General features: G+C 69.9%; 12 protein-coding genes. 1 reads left to right on the forward strand and 11 read right to left on the reverse strand.

Annotated features, from left to right (window positions below):
• Positions 1-192: 192 nt before the first annotated feature.
• The 5 genes from treZ to GPZ80_RS00880 all read right to left on the reverse strand — a co-directional run bounded on the left by treZ (position 193) and on the right by GPZ80_RS00880 (position 8,978).
• On the reverse strand, positions 193-1,923 hold the full coding sequence (gene treZ, locus GPZ80_RS00860) for a malto-oligosyltrehalose trehalohydrolase (protein ID WP_187217791.1): 1,731 nt from the start codon (positions 1,921-1,923) through the stop codon (positions 193-195).
• The gene (treY, locus tag GPZ80_RS00865; protein WP_187217792.1) at positions 1,920-4,172 is read right to left on the reverse strand and encodes a malto-oligosyltrehalose synthase; all 2,253 of its coding nucleotides are present in this window, start codon (positions 4,170-4,172) and stop codon (positions 1,920-1,922) included. Before treY ends, treZ begins: the two co-directional genes overlap by 4 nt.
• Positions 4,169-6,343 carry a glycogen debranching protein GlgX gene (gene glgX, locus GPZ80_RS00870; RefSeq protein WP_187217793.1) on the reverse strand — a complete coding sequence of 725 codons (2,175 nt, stop codon included), beginning with the start codon at positions 6,341-6,343 and terminating at the stop codon, positions 4,169-4,171. The genes treY and glgX overlap by 4 nt, the downstream gene beginning before the upstream one ends.
• Before the next feature lie 58 nt (positions 6,344-6,401).
• The gene (gene malQ, locus GPZ80_RS00875; protein ID WP_187217794.1) at positions 6,402-8,375 is read right to left on the reverse strand and encodes a 4-alpha-glucanotransferase; all 1,974 of its coding nucleotides are present in this window, start codon (positions 8,373-8,375) and stop codon (positions 6,402-6,404) included.
• Positions 8,376-8,630: 255 nt separating this feature from the next.
• Positions 8,631-8,978, reverse strand: a complete 348-nt coding sequence (locus tag GPZ80_RS00880) for a DUF427 domain-containing protein (RefSeq protein WP_187217795.1) — start codon at positions 8,976-8,978, stop codon at positions 8,631-8,633.
• A gap of 224 nt (positions 8,979-9,202) precedes the next feature.
• Here GPZ80_RS00880 and GPZ80_RS00885 point away from each other — a divergent pair, with 224 nt between their 5' ends.
• Positions 9,203-10,342 (forward strand): cysteine desulfurase family protein, encoded by a 1,140-nt coding sequence (locus tag GPZ80_RS00885; protein WP_187217796.1) that lies wholly within the window; start codon positions 9,203-9,205, stop codon positions 10,340-10,342.
• A gap of 78 nt (positions 10,343-10,420) precedes the next feature.
• On the opposite strand, the gene GPZ80_RS00890 is transcribed toward GPZ80_RS00885, so the two are convergent.
• The 6 genes from GPZ80_RS00890 to GPZ80_RS00915 all read right to left on the reverse strand — a co-directional run bounded on the left by GPZ80_RS00890 (position 10,421) and on the right by GPZ80_RS00915 (position 17,276).
• Positions 10,421-11,725, reverse strand: coding sequence for an ABC transporter substrate-binding protein (locus tag GPZ80_RS00890; RefSeq protein ID WP_187217797.1), 1,305 nt, complete (start codon positions 11,723-11,725; stop codon positions 10,421-10,423).
• A gap of 62 nt (positions 11,726-11,787) precedes the next feature.
• Positions 11,788-12,939 carry a branched-chain amino acid ABC transporter permease gene (locus GPZ80_RS00895; protein ID WP_222718736.1) on the reverse strand — a complete coding sequence of 384 codons (1,152 nt, stop codon included), beginning with the start codon at positions 12,937-12,939 and terminating at the stop codon, positions 11,788-11,790.
• Positions 12,936-13,844 carry a branched-chain amino acid ABC transporter permease gene (locus GPZ80_RS00900; protein WP_187217798.1) on the reverse strand — a complete coding sequence of 303 codons (909 nt, stop codon included), beginning with the start codon at positions 13,842-13,844 and terminating at the stop codon, positions 12,936-12,938. Before GPZ80_RS00900 ends, GPZ80_RS00895 begins: the two co-directional genes overlap by 4 nt.
• On the reverse strand, positions 13,841-15,709 hold the full coding sequence (locus GPZ80_RS00905) for an AMP-dependent synthetase/ligase (protein ID WP_187217799.1): 1,869 nt from the start codon (positions 15,707-15,709) through the stop codon (positions 13,841-13,843). The genes GPZ80_RS00900 and GPZ80_RS00905 overlap by 4 nt, the downstream gene beginning before the upstream one ends.
• Entirely contained in the window at positions 15,706-16,494 is a 789-nt protein-coding gene (locus GPZ80_RS00910; RefSeq protein ID WP_187217800.1) for an ABC transporter ATP-binding protein, read from the reverse strand. The genes GPZ80_RS00905 and GPZ80_RS00910 overlap by 4 nt, the downstream gene beginning before the upstream one ends.
• Complete coding sequence (locus GPZ80_RS00915; protein WP_187217801.1) at positions 16,491-17,276, reverse strand: ABC transporter ATP-binding protein; 786 nt, start codon at positions 17,274-17,276, stop codon at positions 16,491-16,493. The genes GPZ80_RS00910 and GPZ80_RS00915 overlap by 4 nt, the downstream gene beginning before the upstream one ends.
• Positions 17,277-17,303 lie beyond the last annotated feature (27 nt).

The raw sequence follows: 17,303 nt of genomic DNA on the forward strand, positions 1-17,303 counted from the left end.
CGCGTGATCGCCACGGGTGTTGGTTCCTGCCCGTCCGGGCCCGCCCCCATCCCAACCAGGTTCGCCCAACTCCACTCCCGCCTGGCCGGCCCAGCCCTGCCTCCGTCTGCCGCGCCCAAGGGCGGCGGGCTTTGGGTTGAGGCGGGCACGGCTTGGTACGGCTGGTGGGTTGGCGAAAGCGGGCGCGGCCGGTCACACGACCGTGAATGACTCCGGTGGGACGCGGAGGTGGGTGCCGGTCGACTCGATGTCCGCGCTCGACAGCAGCACCGGTCCCGGGTGCCCGTCCAGGACGATCTGCGCCTCCCTCGCACCCAGGTTGACCACCACCCGCCGGTCCCCACGGTGCAGGACCAGACAGTCGCCGTGAGTATCGATGCGGAAGCGGTCCAGGCGCGGGTCCGCGAGTTCCGGGTGGGTCCGGCGCAGCGCGATCAGGGCGCGGTAGGTGTCGTAGACCGACTTGTGGGCCGGGTCGTGCAGTTCTCCCCATGGCAGGGTCGAGCGGATCACCGTGGCGACGTCCATCGGGTCCGGCACCTCTTGTTCGCCCCAGCCGTGTTCGGCGAACTCCTTGCGGCGGCCGTCGCGGACTGCCGCGGCGAGGTCCGGGTCTTCGAAGGAGGCGAAGAACTGCCAGGGCGACGTGGCCGCCCACTCCTCGCCCATGAAGATCATCGGGGTGTACGGGGAGCAGAGCACGATGGCCGCGCCGCACAGCATGCGTTCGTGGGAGATGGTGGCGGTCATCCGGTCGCCCTGGGCGCGGTTGCCGACCTGGTCGTGGTTCTGCAGGTAGCACAGGAACCGGTGGCCGGACGTGCGGCGCGGGTCGACCGGTCTGCCGTGGGTTCGGCCGCGGAACGACGACCACGTGCCCGCGTGGAAGAACGCCTGCCGCAGCGTCGTCGCCAGAGCGCCCGGTGCGCCGAAGTCGGTGTAGTAGCCGTCGGTCTCGCCGGTCAGCGCGACGTGCAGGGCGTGGTGCAGGTCGTCGCACCACTGGGCTTGCAAGCCGTAGCCGCCTGCGTCGCGGGACGTGACGAGCTTGGGGTCGTTGAGATCGGACTCCGCGATCAGGTGCAGTGGCCTGCGCAGCCCGGCCGCGAGCGCGTCGACCTCGGCCGCCATCTCCTCCAGCAGGTGCGTGGCACCCTTGTCGACCAGTGCGTGCACCGCGTCGAGGCGCAGGCCGTCGAGGTGGAAGTCGCGCAGCCAGCCGACGGCGTTGTCGATCACGTAGCGGCGCACCTCGTCGGAGTCGGGTCCGTCGAGGTTCAGGGCGGGGCCCCAGATGGTGCGCCCGGCGAAGTACGGGCCGAACCGGTCGAGGTAGGCGCCCGAGGGACCGAGATGGTTGTAGACGACGTCGAGCAGCACGCCGAGCCCGCGTTCGTGGCAGGCGTTGACGAACCGCTTGAACGCCGTCGGCCCGCCGTAGTGCTGGTGGACCGCGCCCCACAGGACGCCGTCGTAGCCCCAGCCCGCGGTGCCGTCGAACGCGTTGACCGGCAGCACCTCGACGAAGTCGACCCCGAGGTCGACCAGGTGGTCGAGGTGCTCCAGCGCCGCGTTGAACGTGCCCTGTTCGGTGAAGGTGCCGATGTGCAGTTCGTAGACAACACCGCCGGCAAGCGGGCGACCCGCCCACCGTTGGTCGGTCCAGGTGAACGCCTCGTGCGAGTACCGCCGCGACGGTCCGTGCACCCCCGCGGGCTGCCACAGCGATCGCGGGTCGGGCAGCGGCGTGTCGTCGTCGTCGAGGAGGAACGCGTAGTCGGTGCCGTCGCCGGTCCCGGGAACCTCGGCGTGCCACCAGCCGCGGTCGTCGCGGGCCATGTCGTGGGTGTTGGGGCCAAGGGCCAGCCGGACCTGGTCGCGGTGGGGCGCCCATACGGAGAAGTGTTCGTCGGAGCGGGTCACCGCACGTCCTCTCGGTGCATGAGGGCGACCGGGTAGGTGGACAGCAGATCCCCCAGGGGCGCAAGGGGATCGTGGACTTCGCGACCGGTCAGCGCGTCCGTCCACCGCCCGGCGCCCGGCAGGGCGAGCACGGTGTCGCGCCAGCCGTCCCGGGCCAAGGCCACCGGCAGCCGGGTGGCGACCGCGACGAGGTCGGACCGGCGGGTGAACGCCAGGACATGGGCCGCGGCGGGACCGTCGGCGTGGAGCGGTCGGTAGCCGCTGAACAGCTCCGGCCTCGACCGCCGCAGCCGCAGGACCGTGCGGACCACGTGCAGCTTCGCCGCTCCCGTGTCGTCCACCGGGGGCAGCCAGCCGGACTCCAACCGGTCCAGCAGCCGGGTCCGCGCGGCGAAGTCGACCGGTCGCCGGTTATCCGGGTCCACAAGGGACAGATCGAACAGCTCGGTGCCCTGGTACACGTCCGGCACACCCGGTCCGGCTAGCTGGACGAGCTTCTGCCCGAGCGCGTTGGACCATCCCGGCAGCCGGATCCGCTCGACGAACTCGGCGACCTCGGACCCCAGCTCGGCGTGCACCGCCGCGGGCCAGGCTCGCACCGCCGCCTCGAACTCGTCGTCGTGCTCGACCCACGAGGTGCGGACCTTCGCCTCCTTCGCCGCCTTGTCCAGGTACGCCGACAGCCGTTCCGGGGTGATCGGCCAAGCGCCCACCAGCGACTGCCACGCCAGCAGCTCCAGGGTCGGCTCGGGCAGCCCGCACCGCGCGGACCACCGGTGCACCGCGTCGGCGAACTCCCCGGGGATTTCCGCGAGCACGGCGAGCCGGGCCCGCACGTCCTCCGAGCGCTTGGTGTCGTGGGTCGACAGAGTCGTCATCCCAGCGGGCCACCCGGCCTCACGGGCCGCCGCGCCCGCGTGGAACTCGGCGAGGGAGACGCCGAAGCGGTCCGGCGCGCCACCGACCTCGTTGAGCCCGGTGAGCCGCGGGTAGCGGTAGAACGCGGTGTCCTCGTCCCCCTTGGCCACGACCATGCCGGACGTCTGCTGAATCCTTGTCGCCAGTTCCCCGCCGGGATCGGACCGCACAGTCCGGTCCAGCACGTCGATCGCCGACGCGAGGTCCGGCCGGACCGCCCGCGCCCGCTCGACGGCCGCCGTCCAGTGCCCCGTGCCCTCCGGCAGATAGGAGCGGTACACCGGGAACGCCACCATCAGCTCGGCGACCGCGTCGGCGGGCACACCTGGGGCGAGCGCGGCGATGCGGCGCATCTCGGCCACCAGTGAGCGGGAGGTGATCAGCCTGCGGCAGCGCTCCTCCTCGGCGTGGAAGTCGATTCCACCGAACTTCGCGGCCAACTCGGTGAGCGGCTCCTCGCCCGCCGCGTCGACGAACACCCCGCACACCTCCCGCAGGGTGTCGTAGCCGGTCGTGCCGTGGACCGGCCAGGACGCGGGCAGCGACTCGCCCGCGGCGAGGATCTTCTCCACCACCAGCCAACAGTCCGCGCGAGCCCGCAGTGTCCTCAGGTAGCCGCCCGGGTCGGCCAGGCCGTCGGGGTGGTCGATGCGCAGGCCGTCGACCTCGCCCGCGGCCACCCAGCGCAGCACCTCGCCGTGCGTCCCCTCGAACACCTCGGGCAGCTCGACCCGGACCGCGGCGAGGGTGGTGACGTCGAAGAAGCGCCTATAGGTCAGTTCCGCGTTGCCGCGCCGCCAGTCCACCAGCCGGTAGTGCTGCCGCTCGTGCACCTCGGCCGCGGTGCCCCCCTCGGTTCCGGGCGCGATCGGGAACTCGTGCTCGTGGTACGCCAGCCTGCCGTCCCGCAGTCGCAGGGTGGAGTCGTCGCCGAGTACGGGCAGCAGGATCGGGCCCGCGGCGAAGTCGATGTCGAACCACGTCGCGTACCGGGACTCCGGCCCGTGCTCGAGCACGTCCCACCACCAGCGGTTCGCCGAGGGGACCTCGACGGACATGTGGTTGGGCACCAGGTCCAGCACGACACCCACCCCGGCGGCTCGGGCCGCGGCCACCAGCCGCAGGCGGGCAGGCTCCCCGCCCAACTCCGGGTTGGCCGTGGTCGGGTCGACCACGTCGTAGCCGTGGGTGGAGCCGGGGGCGGCGCCCAGCAGCGGCGAGGTGTACACGGCACCGACGCCGAGGCGGTCCAGGTAGGGCACCAACTCGGCGGTGGCGTCGAGGTCGAAGCCCGGGCGCACCTGCACCCGGTAGGTGGACGTGGGGATCAAGGCTGGGCCTCCGTGCGCCGCAGCACGAGCAGCGACCGGGCTTGGGTGTTGATGCCCTCGCCCGCGGCGAACGTCCGCGCCGTGGTGGGCCGGTCGCCCGCGACCACGCCGAGGACGATCCCCTCGCCGGACACGCTGAACACCTCGCCGCTCGCGGTGTCGAGCACGACGCTCCACTGGGCGCCGTAGCTCGCGTCGGGCACGATCATCTCGATGTCGTCGTCGTGGGCGTTGAAGCACAGCAGGAACGAGTCGTCGTGGACGCGCGCGCCGCGCCGGTCGAGGTCGCCGATGGCGTCGCCGTTGAGGAACACCATGATCGACCGGCCGAACCCGGATTCCCAGTCCTGTTCGGACATCTCCTCGGCCGACGGGGTGAACCAGGCGATGTCGCGCAGTTCGTCGCCCTTGCGGATCGGCCTGCCCGCGAAGAACCGCCGCCGCCGGAACACCGGGTGGTCGCGCCGCAACTCGATGACCGCCTTGGTGAACTCGAGGAGGTCGGAGTTCTTGTCCAGCAGCGACCAGTCCACCCAGGACAGCTCGTTGTCCTGGCAGTAGCCGTTGTTGTTGCCCTGCTGGGTTCGGCCGAGCTCGTCGCCGTGCAGCAGCATCGGCGTGCCCTGCGACAGCAGCAGGGTGGCCAGCAGGTTGCGGCGCTGCCGGGCGCGCAGGTCGTTGACCTTCTCGTCCTCGGTCGGCCCTTCGGCGCCGCAGTTCCACGACCGGTTGTCGTCGGCGCCGTCGCGGTTGCCCTCGCCGTTGGCCTCGTTGTGCTTCTCGTTGTAGGAAACCAGGTCGTTGAGGGTGAACCCGTCGTGCGCGGTGACGAAGTTGATCGACGCGTAGGGCCTGCGGCCGTCGTCCTGGTAGAGGTCCGACGAGCCGGTGATGCGGGAGGCGAACTCGCCGAGCGTGGCGGGCTCGCCGCGCCAGAAGTCGCGCACGGTGTCGCGGTACATGCCGTTCCACTCGGTCCACAGTGGAGGGAAGTTGCCGACCTGGTAGCCGCCGGGCCCGACGTCCCACGGTTCGGCGATCAGCTTGACCTGGCTGATCACGGGGTCCTGCTGCACCAGGTCGAAGAACGTGGCCAGCCGGTCGACGTCGTAGAACTCGCGGGCCAGGGTGGCGGCGAGGTCGAAGCGGAACCCGTCGACGTGCATCTCGGTCACCCAGTAGCGCAGCGAGTCCATGATCAGCTGCAGCGTGTGCGACGGGCGCACGTTGAGCGAGTTGCCGGTGCCGGTGTAGTCCATGTAGTAGCGGCGGTCGTCGTCGACGAGCCGGTAGTAGGTCTCGTTGTCGATGCCGCGCAGCGACAGCGTCGGACCGAGGTGGTTGCCTTCCGCGGTGTGGTTGTAGACCACGTCCAAGATCACTTCTATGTTCGCCTCGTGCAGCGCGCGCACCATCGCCTTGAACTCCTGGACCTGGCTCCCCGGGCTGTTGAGCTTCAAGGCGTACCCGTCATGCGGCGCCAGGTAGGCGATCGTGTTGTAGCCCCAGTAGTTGCGCAGTCCGCGCTCGGTGAGGCCGTGGTCGTGCAGGAACTCGTGCACCGGCATCAGTTCGACCGCGGTGACCCCGAGGCCGGTCAGGTAGTCGATCATCACCGGGTGGGCCAGCGCCGAGTAGGTGCCGCGCAGCTGCTCGGGGATGTCCGGGTGCAGCATCGTCAGCCCGCGTACGTGCGCCTCGTAGATGACCGACTCGTTGTACGGCGTCTTCGGGGCGCGGTCGTTGGCCCAGTCGAAGAACGGATTGACCACCACACCCCGAAACGTATACGCGGCCGAGTCGGCGTCGTTGAATCCGTCGGGGTCGCCGAACGGATAGCCGAACACCGACTCGTCCCAGTCGACGGCGCCAGTGACGGCCTTCGCGTAGGGGTCGAGCAGGAGCTTGTGCGGGTTGCAGCGCTTCCCGTCCGTCGGGTCATGCGGACCGTGGACCCGGAAGCCGTACTGCTGGCCGGGGCCGACGGCCGGGAGGTAGCCGTGCCAGACGAAGCCGTCCACCTCCGGCAGGCCGATCCGGGCCTCCTTGCCCGTGGAGTCGAACAGGCACAGCTCGACCCACTCGGCCACCTCGGAGTACAGCGCGAAGTTGGTGCCCGCGCCGTCAAAGGTGGCGCCGAGCGGGTACCGGGAACCTGGCCAAGCGTGCACGCGCACTCCTCGTTGATCGAACTTCGGGCGTCGACGGTGGGAGTCGACCTCCACAGTGCTACCGCCTATCGCGCGACTCCGCAGGTCGGGCGGCGCGCAGGGCGGCCACCGCGCGCTCGAGCAGGGGGTGTTCGAGCAGCTCATCGACCGTGACCGGGAGCGGAATCCGCCAGTTGGGGTACTCGTCGACGGTGCCGGGCAGGTTGGGCTGGCGCGGCTCGCCGATGGCGTCCTGCGGGGAGATCAGCAGCAGCCTGCCGGCGGCGGTCGCCAGCAGGGCGTGCAGCGCGGCGACGAGGTCGTCCTCGCCCGCGTCGGGTGGGAGCAGGCCGTGGTCGGCGAGTTCGGCGAGCAGTTCGTCCCGGTCGCCCGCGGCGCGGCGGGCCTCGGCCTCCGGGTCGTCGAGATGGCCAAGCTCGGCCCGCACCCGCGCGTTCTCGCCGCGCAGGAAGCCCGCGGCGGTCGGCAGGTCGTGGGTGGAGATGCTGGCCATCGCCTCGGTCGACCAGCGGCTCGGCGCGAGCAGCGGCGCGCCGGGCGCGTCCTCGTCGCGCTGGAACCACAGCACCGCGGAACTCAGCATGCCCCGCTCGCGCAGCGTCTCGGTCACCTCGTCGGGCACGGTGCCGAGGTCTTCGCCGACCACGATGGCGCTCGCCCGGTGGGCTTCCAGGGCGAGCACGCCGAGCAGGGCGTCGGCGTCGTAGCGGACGTAGGTGCCCTCGCTCGGCGGGCGGCCCGGCGGGATCCACCACAGCCGCCACAGACCCGCGACGTGGTCGACGCGGATCCCGTCGGCGTGGGCTAGGACGCTGCCGATGACGTCGCGGAAGGGTTGGTACCCGGCGGCGGCCAGCCGGTCGGGCCTCCACGGCGGCAGGTTCCAGTCCTGGCCCTGCCTGCTGAACGCGTCCGGTGGGGCGCCGACGGTGACCTCGGAGGCCAGCACGTCCTGCAGCGCCCAGGCGTCGGCGCCCGCGGGGTCGACGCCGACGGGCAGGTCGTGCACGATCCCGACGCCGAGCCCGGCGGCGCGGCCCGCGGCCCGCACGTCGGCGAGCTGGTCCGCGCACAGCCGCTGCACCCAGGCGTGCAAGCCGATCCGGTCGGTCAGGTCGCGGCGGGCGGCGGTGACGGCGGCGCTGTTCGGATGGCGCAGGTCCGCGGGCCAGGTCCGCCAGTCGGCGCCGTGCCGTTCGGCCAGGGCGCAGAAGGTGGCGAACTCGTCGAGCGCGGGATCTGTCGGCCCGGCCCGCCGGTCTGGAGTGTGCCGCCACAGCAGCTCCAGTGCGGAGAGCTTCGCCTTCCACACCGCGTCGTAGTCGATCAGCTCGGCGCCCGCGGGTGGGGCGAGCGCGTCGACCTCGGCGCGCACGTCGGCCGGGGCTTCGCGGAACGCGTCGAGGTCGGTGACCGGCAGGTACAGGGGATTGGCGAACCGACGGCTCGACGGCGAGTACGGCGAGCGCTGCAGCGGTGTGACCGGGGTGATCGCCTGCACCGGGTTGACCAGGACCACCCCGGCGCCGAGTCGGGCCGAGCCGGTGACCAGCGCGCGCAGGTCGGCGAGGTCGCCGATGCCCCATGAGCGTGCCGACCGCAGTGCGTAGAGCTGAACCATCCAGCCCCACGCGGGTGGGACCGGAGGCAGCTTCGCGGGGGCGACGATCACGGTGACCTGGCGGTCGCCGATGGCCAGGGTGTGGGTGCCGAGGGGGAGGTCGGGTGGGAGGCGGTCGCGGACCGGCCGGGTGTCGCCTGCTTCGCTGGTGAGGACACCCGCGGCGCCGATGGCGGGAGAGTCCCCGGCGCGCAGCACGAGCGGGTCCGGCACGCTCGCCCGGTCGCGCCGGGCCCGGACGTCGGCCAACTCGGCGCGGACCGAGGCGGGGGTGCCCGCGTCGACGCCCAGTTGGGCGAGCACGGCCACCACGACGTCGTCGGCGATGTCGACGCGGCGGCGTTCGGTGTCGGAGTACCAGGTGGCGACGCCGTGGGCGTCGGCCAGGTCGCGCAGGTCGGCGTCGGCCAAGGTGGCGCTCCTCGTCGCGGGGAACGGGTGTCCTCACCGTAATCCGCGGCGTGCCTCCACGCCGGAGGTTCACCGGTCCGTGGTCATGTCCACAAAGGACATTAGAGCCGCTCGGGTGCGGCGATGCCGAGCAGCGACAGGCCGAACCAGCACGTATCGTTCGGGGCGAGCGGCTCTGCTCACCGTCCGTGAGCCCGACGGCGGCCACGTTGCCGCTGACCTGACCTGGCCGCGCTTACCTCCCTGTGGGGCCGGTCATCGCTTCCCGCCGAGCCATGTGGGCAGCCGCTGCAGCAGGCCGGGCCGGTCGCCTTCGGGCTCGCCCTCGATCTGGACGCCGTTCCAGAACGCGACGTGGTTCTTGATCCGGCGGGCCAGGGGACTGGGGTGTGGGTAGTACCAGGCCGCGTTCGGGTTTGTCTCGCCGTTCACCCGCAGGGTGTAGTAGCTCGCCAGGCCCTTCCACGGGCACAGCGACTTGTTACGGCTCTCCACGAAGAACTCCCGGCGCAGGGAGTCGGGCGGGAAGTAGTCGTTGCCCTCCACCCGCACCGTCCTCGGCGCCTCGGCCAGTACGACACCGTTCCACACCGCACGCATCATCGAAGGTCGACCTCCAGGTCCAAGTCCACATCAGCACAGGACTCCCCAGGCGGCAAGTGACGACGTCATGACCAGGCGGCAACCCCGCCCCGGACGAACTGCCGAGCGGACTGGACATCGCCATGCCTGACGGGTGACGATGGCCGGTCGTCGACGGCGTGGCAGCACTCATACTGACCCGTAGCAGGCCTTGCCGGGCGAACCGTCGAACCGGAAGGAACACCGTGGCCCAGGGCCCGATCTACCTTGACTACAACGCCACCACCCCGATCGATCCGGCGGTGACCGAGGCGATCGGGCCCTTCCTGACCGACGGTTTCGGCAACCCCGGCAGCGAACACCACTACGGCGCGGGCCCGCGCGCCGCCGTCCGGCGGGCTCGTGAGCAGGTCGCGGCCCTGCTGGGTGGCTCCGTCGAGGGCGTCGTGTTCACCGGATCGGGATCCGAGGCCGACAACCTCGCCCTGCGCGGCGCGGTGCTGGCCTCGGGTCTCGACCGGCCGCACGTGATCACCCAGGTGACCGAACATCCCGCGGTCCTTCAGGCGTGCCAGGCGTTGCGGCGCTGGCACGGCGCGCGGGTGACCCTCCTGCCGGTGAACTCCGAGGGCTTGGTCGACCCCGGCGACCTGGCCGCCGCGCTCACCCCGCGCACCGTGCTGGTGTCGATCATGCTGGCCAACAACGAAACCGGCGCGCTGCAACCCGTCGCCGAACTCGCCCGGATCGCCCGCGAGCATGGCGCGGTGTTCCACAGCGACGCGGCGCAGGCGGTCGGGAAGATCCCGGTCGACGTGACCGAGCTCGGTGTCGACCTGCTCACCGTGGTCGGGCACAAGATGTACGCGCCCAAAGGCGTCGCCGCGCTCTACCTCCGCCCCGGGGTGGCCCTCGAGCCCCTGATCTACGGCGGCGGGCAGGAACGCGGGCTCCGCGCGGGCACCGAGAACGTCGCGCTCACCGTCGCCCTCGGCGTCGCCGCCGACCTGGCGGCCGCCGATCTCGCTCACGGCGGACACCACACCGTCCGCGAGCTGCGTGATCAACTGCACGCCCGTCTCGCCGCGGCGCTGCCCGGCCGGGTGACGCTCAACGGCCCAGCCCAGGAGAGGCTGCCGAACACCCTCAACCTCAGCGTCCGCGGCACCATCGGCCACGACCTGCTGGCCGCCGTCCCCGATGTCGCCGCGTCGGTCGGCTCGGCCTGCCACAGCGGCATCCACGAACCGTCACCCGTGCTCACCGCCATGGGATTCGACCGCGACCGAAGCCTGTCCGCGCTGCGGCTGTCCCTGGGCCGCTGGAGCACGACCGAGGACGTCGACCGCGCCGCGGACCTGATCGCCGCCGCCGCGACCCGCTGACCTCACGATCCCCGCGACCGGAGCACGCCGGTGTGGGATCGTCCGACACGTGTGCCGGACGACCCCACACCGCCGCGGTCAGCTCTGGAAGCAGGGCTTGTCGAACTTGTAGTCCTTCGCCGTCGGTCCGACGAAGAACGTTTTCACGGTGCTGACGCCGGTGGGGGAGGACTCGTCCGGCTTGGCGATCATCGTCTCCCGGACCACACCGGCGTTGGCGTCGCCGCTGAAGTTGCCCGCCGAGGCGGGCAGCATGCCCTCGTAGTCGACCTTGTCCAGCTGCTTGACGGCCTTGAGCAGGCCTTCCCTGGTCAGGTCCTTGTTCTCGACGGCCTTCTTCAGCGCCGCCTGCAGCGGGTAGGACCAGACCCAGCCCGCGGTGTAGCCGTCGTTGCCGGTGACGCCCGCGCCGAGGATCTCGCGCATGTTCTTGTGCCCTGGTGTGTCGGCCGTGAACGTCTCCCACGGGCCGGACTGCAGGTACAGCGCCTTGAACGCGGGGCCCGCGGGGCTCTTGAGCAGACCTGGGTTCCACGTCGGGCTGGTGCCGATGTACTTGCCGGTGAAGCCGCGCGCCGCGGTCTGCCCGACGATCACGGCCGCGTCGGTGGGGCCGGTGGTCAGGATGACCAGGTCGGGTTTCTTGGAGTTGACGGCGTTGATCGCGCCCGCCTGGTTGTCCTGGCCGGAAGCAGTCTCCACCGCCTCGAACGTGAGGCCGTTCTTCTCCGCCGCCACCTTGGCGCCCGCCGCTGCGTCCTCGCCGTAGTCGCCGGGGTAGTGCACGGCCATGACGGACTTGGGCTTGAACTGCTCGACCGCGTAGTCGATCGCGTTCATCGACTCCAGGCAGTAGTTGGTGCCGGATTCGAGGATCACGTCCTCGAACGCCCACGCCGAGGTCCACGAGGCGGGCACCGACACGATGTTGTTGTCACCGAGGTCGCCGATGATCGCCGCGGTCGTCGGCGAGCCGAGGGTCTGCGCCAGGCCGAGCACCTTGCTCTTGATCTCCTGGTAGACCTGGTTGTGGGTCTCGGGGTTGTACTTGTTGTCGCGGACGTACGTGGTGACGTCGACCCCGTAGCCGTCGATGCCGCCCGACTTGTTCACCCGCTCCCAGAACTTCTTCTGCGCCTCCGTGATCGGCACCGCGAGCGCCTTGAACGGCCCGGAGGTCAGGTCCGAGATCGTGCCCAGGAAGATGCAGCCCTTCGTCAGGTTGGGCGTGTCCTTGCACGGCTCGGCGGTGACACCCACGTCGGTCCGGACGGCTCCTTCGCCGCCGCCACCGCCCCCACCGGAGTCACCTCGGCCGCAGCCGGTCGCGATCAGCGCCAGGGCGGACAGGCCCGCCAGCAGCTGAGTTGTTCGACTGGTCATCGGTATTTCCTTTCGTGGCAGGCGAATCGACTGTGAGTAGGAAAGGGCTAGTAGGAGAAGGGCTAGTAGGAGAAAGGCCAAGCCTTGAAGTAGTTGCGTATCCGGATCCAGATCCCGAACAGCCCACGCGGCTCGAAGATCAGGAAGAGGATGATCATCAGTCCGTAGAAGATGATCGCCAGGTTGGCCGCGCCGAGCGGTGCGGTCACGTCCGAGCTGATGAACGGCAGAACTGTCGGCAGCTCTTGGGTGAGCCGCGGCAGCATCGTGATGAACAGCGCGCCCATGATCGAGCCGGAGATCGTTCCGGCCCCACCGATCAGCACCATCGCGACGAATTGGATGGACAGCAGCAGGTTGAACGAGTCGGGTTCGACCCGCCCGAGAACCGCGTAGAGCAGCGCGCCGGCGCAGCCCGCGTAGAACGACGAGATGCCGAACGCGAGCACCTTGTAGCGGGTGACGCTGACCCCGATCACGTCGGCGGCGATGTCACGGTCGCGCACCGCGGCGAACGCCCGGCCGACCTTCGACCGCACCAGGTTGCGGGCGAACACGGCGAAGATGACCAGCAGCACCAGGGTCAGCAGGTACATCTTCTGATCACCGGTGAGCAGGTCGCCGTTGCGGTCGAGGCGCTGGCCGAACATCTCCGGCACCGGGCCCTGCCTGCCGACGCCCGGCCCGCCGGTGAGCGCCTTCCACTCCTTGAAGATGTGCAGACCCAGGAACACCAGGCCGAGGGTGACGATGGCCAGGTAGAGCCCGCGCAGCCGGGTGGCCAGCGGCGCGACGATCACGCCCGCGACTCCGGCGACCACGCCCGCGGCCAGCAGCCACAGTGGCAGGAAGGTGATGCCGAAGCCGATCGTGCGTCTGCCCGGCTCGCCGCTCAGCGCCGAGGCGGTGTACGCGCCGATGGCGAGGAAGAAGGCGTGGCCGAGGCTCACCTGACCCGCGTAGCCGGTCACGATGTTCAGCCCGATCGCGCCGATCGCCGCGGCCAGCCCCATGGCGAACAGGTGCAGCCACTCGTCGGGCAGGCCGAACGGCACGTAGGTGGCCGCGAGCAGCACCATCGCGACCACCGCGACCTGCTTGGGTCGGGTGTTGAGCATGCGCAGGTTCTGCCCGTACGAGGTGTAGAGCTCAGGCCTGCCCCACAACTGTCGAGAGGCCTTTGTGGACACCGAGGTGGACCGTTGCTCGGTCATACCCGTTCCACCTCCTTCGTGCCGAACAGCCCGTACGGTCTGACCAGGAGCACCAAGAGCATCACCACGTAGGCCGAGACCACGGAGAAGTTCTGGCCCAGCCACGGCGCGAAGTCGCCCTGGTAGGTGGCCACCAGCGACTCGACAAGTCCGACGGTGAACCCGCCGATCACCGCCCCGCCCAAGGAGTCCAGCCCGCCCAGGATGATCGCGGGCAGCGCCTTCAACCCGATGATCCACAAGTTCTGGTCGATGCCCGCGCCGGTGGCCTGGAACGTCCCCGCGACCGCGGCCAGCGCGCCCGCCATCGCCCAGGAGGTGGCGAACACCGTGCCGACCGAGATGCCTTGCGCCAGCGCGGTTTCCTGGTTGAACGAGGCCGCCCGCATGGCGAGGCCGAGCCGGGAGTACTTGAAGAAGGAAAACAGCACGGCCACGAGGAGGACGGTGGTCACCAGCATCACGATGTGCCGCTCCTGCACCTGCACGCCGCCGAGGTTGATCGAGTTCAGGCCCCACGGGTCGCCGACCGGCCGGACGTCGAGGCCGATGAAGATGTTGGCCACCAACCGGACCACGATGTCGATGCCGAGGGTGATGATCGCGATCACGAACACCGGCTTGCCGACCATCGGCCGGATCACCGTCCGCTCGATGCCGAGGCCGAGCAGGGCGACACCGACCGCGCCGAGCACCAGGGCCAGGAAGAAGCCCCACGGACTCGGGATCCCGAGCAGCGCTTCGGCGAGGAAGCTGACCGCGAGCGCGCCCGCCAGCATGAACGCGGGTTGGGCGAAGCTGACCACCCGCATCGACTTGTAGATGATCACGAAGCCGAGCGCGAGCAACGCGTAGACCGACCCCTGGCCCAGTCCGCCCGCCACTGCCTGCAGGAAGGTGGTCATGCGCCGCCTCCCTTGGCGTACATGGATTCGACCAGGTCATCGAACAGCTTGCCCAGCGCCGACCGCTTGACCTTCTGCGTGGCGGTCAGCTCGCCGTCCTCGTGGTCGAGTTCCTTCGGCAGCATGCGGAACTTCTTGATCTGCTCGACGGTGGCGAACTTCTTGTTGACGTCGTCGACGATGCCCTGCACCAGCTTGTCGACCTCAGGGCGTTCGGACAGGTCCCGGTACGTGGTGTACGGGATGCGCTTGCGCTGCGCCCATTCCCCGACTGTCTCCAGTTCCACGCCGATCAGCGCGGTCAGGTACGGGCGCTTGTCGCCGATCACCACGGCTTCCTTGATGTACGGCGAGACCTTGAGCGCGTTCTCGATCTCCGAGGGCGCGACGTTCTTGCCGCCCGCGGTGATGATGATGTCCTTCATCCGGTCGGTGATCCTGACGTGCGTGTCGTCGACCCACACGCCCACGTCGCCGGTGTGCAGCCAGCCCTGCTCGTCGACCGCCTTCGCGGTGGCCTCCTCGTCGCGCCAGTAGCCCGCGAACACCCCGGCGTGCCGGGTGAGGATCTCGCCCGTCTCCTCGTCGATGCGCAGGTCGACACCCGGGTGCGGCTCGCCGACGGTGCCGAGCTTGACCCGGCCGGGCCGGTTGGCGGTGGCGATCGCGCTGTTCTCGGTCATGCCGTACACCTCGTGCATCGGCACCCCGATGCCCATGAAGAACTTCAGCACGTCCGGCGCGATCGGCGCGGCGCCCGAGGCGGCGTAGCGGACCTTGCGCATACCGATGCGGTCGCGCAGCGCGCGATAGAGGAACAGGTAGCCCAGCGCGTAGCGCAGCCGGGTGCCCGGTGTGTGCTTGCCGCCGGTGCGCACCAGGGTGTCGCCGATGCCGTCGGCCACCTTGAGCCAGAACCGGGCGAGGGCGCGCTTGGCCGGGGACGCCGAGGCGATCTTGATGTTGACCCCGGCCAGCACCTTCTCCCAGATCCGCGGCACGCCGAACAGGATCGTCGGCTGGATCTCCCGGAGATTGGGCTGCACGGTCGCGATAGACTCGGCGAAGTTGACCTGCACGCCCGCCGAGGAGTTGAACCAGGTGGTGAAGATCCGCTCGGCCACGTGGCACAGCGGAAGGTAGGACAGCATGATGTCGTCGGTGCTCGGCGGGGGAGAGGTGAACCCGCCGCTCTCGATGAGGGTCTCGACGCTGAACTCGACGTTCGCCACGCTCAGCATCGCGCCCTTGGGCGGACCGGTCGTGCCGGAGGTGTAGACCAAGGTCATGATGTCGTCGGCCCGCGCCTGGCTCATCGTCTCCTCGACCGCCCGCGGGTGCGCCTCACGGTGTTCCGCGCCCATGGCCAGGAGGTCTTCCCAGAACAGCAGCTTCGGATTGTCGTAGCGGCGGCGGATGCCGCGGGGTTCCAAGTAGACGATCCGCTCGAGTTCGGGCAGTTGGTCCAGCACCGCCAGCACCTTGTCCACCTGCTCCTGGTCCTCGGCGAGCAGGACCTTGCTGCCCGAGTGGGCGAGCAGGTACGCCACCTCCGAGGCCGGGTTGGTGGGGTAGAGGCCCACCGTCATCGCCCGCACCGCCACCGTGGCCAGGTCGGTGTAGAGCCACTCCCGGCGGTTCTCCGACTGGATCGCCACCCGGTCGCCTGGGCGCACCCCGAGCGCGAGCAGCGCGTGCCCGACGAGCTCGATCTTGTCCCAGTAGTCCGACCAGGGCACTTCCTGCCAGATGCCGAAGTCCTTCTCCCGCATGGCGACCGCGTCGGGCATGGTGCGCGCGCGATCCCGCACCCTGGTCACGATGGTGGTCGTGGTCTTCGTCCCCGGTTCGGCGATCTGGGTCATGACGTCACCTCCGTCGCGTGTTCCTGCCCCAGATACGCCCGGATGACCCCTTCGTCGGCCTGGACCTGGCCGGGTGTGCCGGTGACGATCGGCGTGCCGAAGTCCATCGCCATCACCCGGTCCGCCAGGTCCATGACCAGGCCCATGTCGTGCTCGACCAGAATCATCGGGATGTCGAGTTCGTCGCGGATGTCCAGGACGAATCGCGCCATGTCCTCGGTCTCCTCGAGGTTCATGCCCGCGACCGGCTCGTCGAGCAGCAGCAGCTTGGGCTCCATGGCCAGCGCCCGGCCCAGCTCGACGCGCTTCTGCACCCCGTAGGGGAGCAGGCCCACGGGAAACGAGCGCCACTGCTCCAGTTCGAGGAAGTCGACGATGTTCTCCACCACGGCGCGGTTGGCGATCTCCTCGTGCCGGGCCCGGCCGAACCAGGCGAACGCGGACGGCGCGCCATAGCGGATGTGGTGGTGCCTGCCGAGCATCAGGTTGTCCAACACGGTCAGATTCGAGAACAGCTCGATGTTCTGGAACGTCCGGGCCATGCCGAGCGCCGCGATCCGGTGCGGCGGCTTGCCCACCAGGTCGACGCCGTCGAACACCACCCGGCCCCGCTGCGGCCGGTACACCCCGGAGAGCACGTTGAAGATCGACGTCTTGCCCGCGCCGTTCGGGCCGATGATCGCGAACAGCTCGCGCTCGCCGACCTCGAAGGACACGCCGTTGACAGCCTTGACGCCGGCAAAGGACAGGTGCACGTCGTCGAACACCAGGATCGGCTCGGTCATGAAAGCCACCGCTTCCGCCGCTTGTAGTGCTTGACGTCGCGGAAGGACTTGACCGCGCCCTCCGCGCCGAGTCCCAGATAGAACTCCCGGATGTCCTCGTCGGCGAGGAGTTCCCTGGCGGGCTTGTCCATCACGATCTTGCCGTTCTCCATCACGTAGCCGTGCTCGGCGATGGACAGGGCCATGGTGGCGTTCTGCTCGACCAACAGGACCGTCGTCCCCTGCTCGTTGATCTGCACGATCAGGTCGCGGATCTGCTGGACCAGCAGGGGAGCGAGGCCCAGGCTGGGCTCGTCGAGCAGCAGGTAGCTGGGGTCCGACATCAGGGCCCGGCCCATGGCGAGCATCTGCTGCTCGCCGCCGGAGAGGTAGCCCGCGGTCCGTTTGCGACGGTCGCGCAGCACCGGGAACAACCCGTAGACCCGGGCGAGGTTCTCCTTGAGGTGCTTGATGTTGGTGTGCGCGCCGACCCGCAGGTTCTCCTCGACGGTGAGCTCGGCGAAGATCTGCCTGCCCTCCTGGACCTGCTTGATTCCCCTCGCCACGATCCGGGCCGCGTTGCTGCGGTGGATGGGTTCGTCGTCGAGGGTGATCGACCCTTTGGTCACTTCACCCTCGTGCACCCCGAGGAGGCCGGAGATGGCGCGGAGCAGCGTCGTCTTGCCTGCCCCGTTAGCCCCGAGCAAGGCGACGATCTTGCCTTCCGGAACCTCAAGGCTGACACCGCGCAGCACGAGGATCACGTCGTCGTAGACGACCTCGAGGTTGCGGACCGCAAGCATCAAACCTCCTAACGGTGACCCGCGTCA

The organism is Actinokineospora xionganensis (assembly GCF_014323725.1).
Classification (GTDB): Bacteria; Actinomycetota; Actinomycetes; order Mycobacteriales; family Pseudonocardiaceae; genus Actinokineospora; species Actinokineospora xionganensis.

Coding starts and splice junctions, on each gene's coding strand:
- GPZ80_RS00880 (WP_187217795.1), bottom strand. CDS start 8,978: ATGATGCGTGCGGTGTGGAACGGTGTCGTACTGGCCGAGGCGCCGAGG.
- GPZ80_RS00890 (WP_187217797.1), bottom strand. CDS start 11,725: ATGACCAGTCGAACAACTCAGCTGCTGGCGGGCCTGTCCGCCCTGGCG.
- GPZ80_RS00895 (WP_222718736.1), bottom strand. CDS start 12,939: ATGACCGAGCAACGGTCCACCTCGGTGTCCACAAAGGCCTCTCGACAG.
- GPZ80_RS00900 (WP_187217798.1), bottom strand. CDS start 13,844: ATGACCACCTTCCTGCAGGCAGTGGCGGGCGGACTGGGCCAGGGGTCG.
- GPZ80_RS00905 (WP_187217799.1), bottom strand. CDS start 15,709: ATGACCCAGATCGCCGAACCGGGGACGAAGACCACGACCACCATCGTG.
- GPZ80_RS00910 (WP_187217800.1), bottom strand. CDS start 16,494: ATGACCGAGCCGATCCTGGTGTTCGACGACGTGCACCTGTCCTTTGCC.
- GPZ80_RS00915 (WP_187217801.1), bottom strand. CDS start 17,276: ATGCTTGCGGTCCGCAACCTCGAGGTCGTCTACGACGACGTGATCCTC.